This is a genomic window from Streptomyces europaeiscabiei (genome assembly GCF_001550375.1).
GTDB classification, from domain to species: domain Bacteria; phylum Actinomycetota; class Actinomycetes; order Streptomycetales; family Streptomycetaceae; genus Streptomyces; species Streptomyces europaeiscabiei.
This window is the reverse complement of the sequence record NZ_LRTR01000694.1, coordinates 1-6,504: the sequence shown is the minus strand read 5'-3', so window position 1 is coordinate 6,504 and position 6,504 is coordinate 1. Positions and strand designations below refer to the sequence as shown.

Below are 6,504 nucleotides of genomic sequence, written 5' to 3'. Positions count from 1 at the left end.
ACGCCGGCTGCGTCCACTGCGTACGACCCAACCGCTCGCCATCCCCACCGAAGACGACATCCCGCAACCCGGAGCCGACATACGCACACACCGCATCGAAAGCATCCGCGAAGACAGGGAACGCGTCATACAACTCCCGGCCCATCCCCGGACGCTGAGCCCCCTGACCCGAGAACAAGAACGCCGTCCGGCCCTCACCCGCGGTACCGGTGGTGACCTGGGCGGGGAAGTCGCCATCCGCCAACGCGGCCAGCGCGGCGACGAGTTCGGCACGGTCGGCGCCGAGAAGGGCAGCGCGGTGGGGGTGGGCGGTGCGGGTGGTGGCCAGGGAGGCGGCCAGGTCGTAGGGGTCGGTGTCCGGGTGTTCGGTCACGTGGGCGGTCAGGCGGTGTGCCTGGGCCCGCAGGGAGTCCTCGTCGCGGGCGGACAGGAGCCACGGCAGCACGGGGAGGGCAGCACGCGGCGCCTCATCCGGGGCGGGCTCGTCACCGCTGGGTTCGGGGGCCTGTTCGATGATGGCGTGGGCGTTGGTGCCGGAGACACCGAAGGCCGAGACGCCGACGCGGCGCGGGTGGTCGGAGCCGGGCCAGTCGACGGCCTCGGTGAGCAGCCGGACGTGACCGGCACTCCAGTCGACGTGGGTGGAGGGGCGTTCGGCGTGCAGGGTGGACGGCAGGACGCCGTGGCGCAGGGCGAGGACGGACTTGATGACGCCGACGACGCCCGCGGCGGCCTGGGTGTGGCCGATGTTGGACTTGGCGGAGCCGAGCAGCAACGGCCGGTCGTCGGGACGGCCCTGACCGTAGGTGGCGAGGAGCGCCTGGGCCTCGATGGGGTCACCGAGGCTGGTGCCGGTACCGTGCGCCTCGACGGCGTCCACGTCCTGCGGGGCGAGTGAGGCGTTGGCGAGCGCGGCGAGAATGACGCGTTGCTGGGACTGCCCGTTGGGGGCGGTGAGTCCGTTGGAGGCACCGTCCTGGTTGACGGCGCTGCCGCGCAGGACGGCGAGTACCCGGTGGCCGTTGCGGCGGGCGTCGGAGAGCCGCTCGACGACGATCGTTCCGGCGCCCTCGGACCAGCCGGTGCCGTCGGCGTCGTCGGCGAACGCCTTGCAGCGGCCGTCGCCGGCGAGGCCGCCCTGCCGGTCGAACTCGATGAAGGCGCCGGGGCTGGACATGACGGTGACGCCGCCGACGACCGCGAGGGAGCACTCGCCGGAGCGCAGCGACTGGGCGGCCAGGTGCAGGGCGACGAGGGAGGAGGAGCAGGCGGTGTCGACGGTGACGGCCGGGCCCTCCAGGCCGAGGGCGTAGGCGACGCGGCCGGAGAGGACGGACATGGAGTTGCCGGTGAGCAGGTGGCCCCGGACGTCGTCGGGCACCTCGCGCAGGCCGGAGGTGTAGCCCTGGTCGCTGCATCCGACGAAGACGCCGGAGCGGCTGCCGCGCAGCGTGAGGGGGTCGATACCGGCGCGTTCGAAGGCCTCCCAGACCACTTCGAGCAGCAGGCGCTGCTGGGGGTCCATGGCGAGGGCCTCACGCGGGGAGATCCCGAAGAAGGCGGGGTCGAAGCGGTCCGCGTCGTGCACGAAACCGCCGCGGTGGCGCCCGCCCCCGGTGCCGGCCGGTGTCCCTGGTGCCGAGGGCCAGCCGCGGTCGGCGGGCCAGTCCGTCACCGCGTCGGTCCCGGAGACCAGCAGGTCCCAGAACTCGTCGGGGGTGCGCACATCGCCGGGCAGACGGCAGCTCATGCCGACGATGGCGACGGGCTCCTGCTCGCGGGTCTCCAACTGCCTCAGCTTGCGGCGGGTGTTGTGGAGATCGAGGGTGACCCGCTTGAGGTAGTCCCGAAGCTGCGCTTCCTTCGTCATGGACTGCCCCCATGGTGTGCGGTTTCGGTGATGGGACGGGTGTCCGCGCGGGGCCGTGTGCAGCGGCCGGGCGCCCGGTGGCGGCCCGGCCGGCGGTGTGCTCCTCGTGCGGTGGGGACAGCATGACCCGGGCCGCGATCCTTTTTCGGCCCCCGGCGGGGTTCTCTGGGGAAACCCTTGGAAATCCTGCTCGGTCGCCGTTCACGCAGGCAGGAGCGGTGACCGGGAGGCGACGGGAGTCGGGCGGTACCCGGACGGCCGTATCGCGCGCACGGAGGTCCGGGCCTCTGGCGGGCTCAGGTGTACGGGGGCGGGGCGCCGCGGGAGAGCAGGGTGGTCAGGGCGGCGAAGGCGTCCCGGAGGGCGGCGAGGGCCTCGGGAACGCGCCAGGCCGCGCGGTCACGGGGGCCGACCGCGTTGGAGATGGTGCGGATCTCCAGCAGCGGTACGCCGTGGACGGCGGCGGCCTCGGCGACGCCGAAGCCCTCCATCGCCTCGGCGGCGGCGGCGTGGCGCCGGCGCAGGGCGTGCGCGCGTTCCGCGGTGCCCGTGACGGTGGAGACGGTCAGCACGGGTGCGTGGACGGCGCCGAGGGCACGGGCGACGGCTGCGGCCAGATGCGGCGCGCACGGGTGCTCGCAGACGCCGAATCCGAGGCTGTCGGCGGACAGGAACCCGTCGGGGGTCTCGCAGCCCAGATCGGCGGCGATGACGCGGTCGGCGACGACGACGGAGCCCGGGGCGGCGACGGGCGCGAACCCGCCCGCGATGCCTGCGGAGATGACGAGGTGGTACGGGTCCCGGTGGACGGCCGCCGCGGTGAGAGCCGCGTCGGTGGCGGCCGACGCGGCGGCCGGGCCCACTCCCCCGGCCACCAGGTCCGCGCTCAACGGCTGGTGCCGGACGGGCGACGGTCCGCAGGCGACACCTTGGCCGGTGCTGCCCGAGGGGTGGTTGATCCTGATCATCTCGCGGCCCGGCAGACCGGGGCAGCGGACCGGCGCGGTGGGGCCGAGGCCGCGCGCGACGGCGTCGCGTTCGGCGTCGACGGCGGTGACGACGAGCAGGCGGATCGGGTTCATGAGGAGATCTGGACCTGCCCGTGGTCGCCGATGACGAGGCGGTGGGTGGCGGGCAGCCGGGGTGCCAGGGTGACCTTGACATTGCGTCCGACGAGGGATGCGGCCACACGGCGGATGCGGTCGAAGGACGACTCTCGCAGCACGATGGAGTACTCGATCTCGCTGTGGGAGATGTGGCACTGCTCCGCGACCGACGTGGAGGGACCGATGTAGGAGTCGGTGACGATGCTCCCGGCGCCGATGATCACGGGGCCGACGATGCGGGAGCGGTGGACCTCGGCGCCGGCCTCGATCCGGACGCGTCCGATGATCTCGCTCTCCGCGTCCACGAAGCCGTCGACGCGGGGCTGGAGGCGCTCCAGGAGGGTGCGGTTGACCTCCAGCATGTCGGTGACGTTGCCGGTGTCCTTCCAGTAGCCGGTGATGACCGTGGAGCGCACGGTCATGCCCTGGTCGATCATCCACTGGAGGGCGTCGGTGATCTCGAGTTCGCCCCGGGGGGAGGGTCGGATGGCCCGGACGGCCTCGTGGACGGCGGTCGTGAAGAGGTACACGCCGGCGACGGCGAGGTCGCTGCGCGGTTCGCGGGGCTTCTCCTCTAGGTCGACGACGTTGCCCTGGTCGTCGATGACCGCGACACCGAACGCCGTCGGGTCACTGACGCGGGTGAGGAGGACCTGTGCGTCGGGCGGGTCCTTGCGGAACTCGTCGACGACGTCGCTGATGCCGTCGAGGACGAAGTTGTCGCCGAGGTACATGACGAAGTCGTCGTCGCCGAGGAAAGGTTCGGCGACGAGGACGGCGTGGGCGAGCCCGAGAGGTTCGCTCTGCTGGATGTAGGTGATGTCCAGGCCGAAGGCGGAGCCGTCGCCGACGGCGGCCTGGATCTCCGGGGCGGTGCTGCCGACGATGACGCCGACGTCGGTGATGCCCGCGGCGGCGATGGCTTCGAGGCCGTAGAAGAGGATCGGTTTGTTGGCGACCGGGACCAGCTGTTTGCTGGAGGTGTGGGTGATCGGTCGCAGTCGCGTACCGGATCCCCCCGCGAGCACGAGAGCCTTCACTGTTCCATCCAGGTGGTGGGTGGGTGGGAGGTGGTGGGTGGGAGGTGGTGGCCGTCCGGGCCCTGACGGTGCGTCAGGGCCCGGACGGCCCGGCCTGTCGGTTCAGGCCTCGTCGAGGTCGCCCTCCAGGAAGGCGCGCAGCTCGTCGTCGGAGACTTCGTCGGCGGACGCCCCTGCCGCCGGCGTTCCCGCGGTGTCGGCGGTCGCGGTGGGCGCCGGGACGCCGTCCAGCCGGGCCAGCAGGCCGTGCAGCCGGCTGCGGAGCCTGTCCTGGAGAGCCGCGTCCACCGCTGATCCGTTGAGCTGGGCCTCCAGGGCGTCGAGCTGGTCGAGCACCGGGGACGCGGCGGGCCGGTCGGCGGGGGCGATGCGCTCCAGGAGATGCGCGGCGAGCCGCTGCGGCGTGGGGTGGTCGAACATGAGCGTCGCGGGCAGTCGTACGCCCGCGAGGGCGCCGATGCGGTTGCGGAGCTCGACGGCGGTCAGCGAGTTGAATCCGCTGTCGAGGAAGCCTCCTTCGGGGTCGAGGGAGTCGGGGCTGTCGTGGCCGATGACCAGGGCGGCCTGGGCGAGCACGGCGTCCAGGACGGCGTCGTGCCGGGCGTTCGGGGCGAGTGCGCCGAGGCGTGCGCGCAGTTCACCCTCGGCGGGCGCCGCGGGTGTGGCGGCCGTCTGGGCGGCGGGGCGTCCGGTGCGGGCCCCGACGAGGTCGCGGACCAGGTCGGGCACGGACCCGTCGGAGGCGCGCAGGGCGGCCGGGTCGAGGTCGGCTGGCGCGTACCAGGGCTCCGGGGAACGCAGTGCGGCGTCGAGCAGGGCGAGCGCGTCGGCGGTGTCCATGGGGCGCAGTCCGCTGCGGGCGATGCGGCGCAGGTCGGCCTCGCCGAGCTTGCCGGTCATGCCGCTGCGTTCGGCCCACAGGCCCCAGGCGAGGGACTGGACGCGGCGTCCGTGCGCGGCGCAGCGGGCGGCGAAGGCGTCGAGGAAGGCGTTGGCCGCCGAGTAGTTGCCCTGGCCGACGCCGCCGAGTGTCCCCGCGAGCGAGGAGAACAGCACGAGTGCGGCGCCGGTGTCACGGGTGAGCTGTTCCAGCAGCACGGTCGCGTCGGCCTTGGCGCGCAGTACCGTGTCGACGCGCTCGGGGGTGAGGGACTGCACGATGCCGTCGTCCAGGACGCCGGCTGTGTGGACGACCGCGGTCAGCGGCCGGTCGGCGGGGATGCCTTCGAGCAGTGCGGTCAGGGCGGCACGGTCGGCGACATCACAGGCCGCGACGGTCACGTGGGCGCCGTGGCCGGTGAGTTCCTCGTGGAGTTCGGTCATGCCGTCGGCGGCGGCGCCGCGTCGTCCGGCCAGCACCAGGGAACGGACGCCGTGGACGGTGACCAGGTGGCGGGCGATCCGCCGGCCGAGGACTCCAGCGGCCCCGGTGACCAGGACGGTGCCGTCGCCGGGTGTGCCCGCCGTGGTGCCGACGGGTGTGTCCGCCGGGGCGGTGCGGGTGAGGCGGGAAGTGAGTGCGGTGCCGTCGCGCAGGGCGATCTCGCTGTCGCCCAGGGCCAGTACGGCGGGCAGCAGGGCGAGCGAGGCCGCGCTGCCGTCGTGGTCGACGAGGGCGAAGCGGCCGGGGTTCTCGGCGCGTGCCGCGCGGATCAGGCCCCAGACGGCCGCCTGGGCGGGGTCGGTGCGCGGCGCGTCGTCGGGTGAGGTGCTGACGGCGTGCCGGGTGAGCACCACCAGCCGGGAGCCGGCGAGGCCGTCGTGGGCGAGCCAGTCCGTGACCAGGCCGAGGGCGTGGTGGGAGGTGTGCCGGGCGGCGACGGTGAGATCGGTGTCCTCGCCGGTGTCGGGCAGCGCGGCGAGGACGGTCGCGGGTACGGCCGTGTCGGCCACGGCTGTCAGGAGCGCGGCGGCGTCGGCGTGGTGGACGGCGTCCGCGAGTGGCGGTGCGGCGGGCGCGACGGCGCTGCCGACGAGGTGGCGTGGTCCGGCGGGGGGAGCGCCGAGGGCGACGGGTGTCCAGCGGATCCGGTGCAGTGCCCCACGGCCGGGGGCGGTCGGCAGCGTGCTGGTGTCGACGGGGCGCAGGGCGAGGGTGTCGATGTCGGCGACCGGGATTCCGGCTCCGTCGAGGAGGGTCACCCGGTAGGTGTGCTCCTCGGCTGCCGGGACGAGACGGACACGCAGGGCGGTGGATCCGGCGCTGTGCACGGTGACGTCCGAGAAGGTGAACGGGACGACCGTGCCGGTGTCGTCGGCGGCGGCGAGAGCCACCGTGTGCAGGGCCGCGTCCAGCAGGGCGGGGTGCACGCGGAAGCGGTCGGTGCCCTGGAGGTGTTCGCCGTCCTCGGGGGCGATCTCCGCGTAGACGGTGTCGCCGTCGCGCCAGGCCGCGCGCAGGCCGCGGAAGGCCGGGCCGTAGGCGAAGCCGCCCTCGGCGATGCGCTCGTACAGGCCGGTCACGTCGACGGGCGTGGCGCCCAGCGGC

4 protein-coding genes are annotated in these 6,504 nt (G+C 73.9%); all 4 read right to left on the bottom strand.

Translation table 11 applies throughout. The features are described from left to right. Positions 1 to 1,870: type I polyketide synthase (locus tag AWZ10_RS34730; RefSeq protein ID WP_167366018.1), on the bottom strand; the 1,870-nt coding region annotated here is incomplete at its 3' end. A gap of 296 nt (positions 1,871 to 2,166) precedes the next feature. Next, complete coding sequence (locus AWZ10_RS34725; RefSeq protein ID WP_060892994.1) at positions 2,167 to 2,943, bottom strand: futalosine hydrolase; 777 nt, start codon at positions 2,941 to 2,943, stop codon at positions 2,167 to 2,169. Between the two features lie 5 nt (positions 2,944 to 2,948). Then, positions 2,949 to 4,016: a glucose-1-phosphate thymidylyltransferase gene (locus AWZ10_RS34720; RefSeq protein WP_046709965.1), complete on the bottom strand. Its 1,068-nt coding sequence runs from the start codon at positions 4,014 to 4,016 to the stop codon at positions 2,949 to 2,951. 102 nt (positions 4,017 to 4,118) lie between these two features. Next, positions 4,119 to 6,504, bottom strand: a 2,386-nt coding sequence (locus AWZ10_RS34715; RefSeq protein WP_159058453.1) for a type I polyketide synthase, incomplete at its 5' end; no start/stop codon positions are given.